We start from the raw sequence: 1,297 nt of genomic DNA on the forward strand, positions 1-1,297 counted from the left end.
CCCTGCGGGAACTGCGGCGAAGGCACCTGCCGGCGATGAGGCGCTACGCCGCCTTGTGCATCGACGTCACGTACTCGGAAGCCCTGGCCTACGAAGCCTTTCACCGAACCGAACCCTCGTTGCACCGCGGCTTCCACCCCCAGGACGCCCTCCGCCCCCACCTCCTGCGATCCGTCCTCCACACCGCCGTGTCCTGGGCGCACACCGGCCGCCGCGCCGACCTCACCCCCCGATTCCTGCGATGGCTCGACCACCACCTCGCACACCACACCGGCGACCCGCCGACCCACCCCCTCCATGAGGCGCTCCACATACTCCCGCCCCGCACCCGCACGCTCCTCTGGCACACCATCGTCGACACCTCAGACCCCCGCACCATCTCCCACATCCTCGGTCACGCACCCCCGCAGACCCCCCATCGCCGATACGACCTCCTTCAACGGCTCCGTCACGCCTACCTCACCCAACACACCGCACAAGCCGAGGCACCGTGCCGGCACCTCACCAAACTCCTGGACGTCGCCACACGCCCCCACTCACAACGCCACAGCGGCTACCTCAGCCACCACCTCGCCCACTGCGCGTCCTGCACAACCACCCACCACATCCTCATTCGCCTGAACAACCAACCCCGCATCCTGATCGCCGAAGCACTAGTCCCCTGGGGCCACACCATTTACGTCGACACACACCACGGCCGTGAGCCGTTGTCTCCCGCGCCCGTCGCGCACGGGTCAGCGCCCACCGGCCGGGCCGCGCGCAGGACCTCACAGCGATCCGCACGTCACGCACGTGATGCGGGATCGGCACGGAACGCAGGTCCGGCACGCCACGCCCGTCAGCACCGCCGGTCCACCCACCAGGCCTCAACACTGAAGTTCGCGCTCACCGTCACCGCACTGGCGCTCGCAACGGTCAGTGCCGCCGCTGCCCTCGCCATCGAGCAGCAACACACCCGTCTCGACGCGCCTGCCGTCACCGACCCGTGCACCACGGACGAGACCGGGAGGTGTTGTTCCAGCCCCTCGGCACCACCGTGCGAGGCCGAGTGACACGAGCTGCCGGCGGCACGTCGGCGGCGATCTGTACGGACACCCACCTCGCGAGCCTGTCCACGCGGGGGCGCGGCACTCCAGCCGCGAAGCCCTCCACCGGGCACCGCACCCGGTCACGCCCGGCGCAACCTCCACCCGGCTCGTAACGCGGCGGTCGACGAGTCATCACCGCGGTCATGGACGATGCGGCGTGGTCGCGGTCCGCGCAAGTGTTGGCGACCGGCTCTCCCTCGTTAGATTAC

Annotated in this window: 1 protein-coding gene; it reads left to right on the forward strand. The window is 69.7% G+C overall.

The genetic code is table 11. The features are described from left to right. The coding region (locus tag ACY34K_RS33840; RefSeq protein ID WP_462754103.1) for an RNA polymerase sigma factor at window positions 1–1,052 on the forward strand (1,052 nt) is incomplete at its 5' end. Window positions 1,053–1,297 lie beyond the last annotated feature (245 nt).

The organism is Streptomyces sp. STAM6, assembly GCF_054963715.1.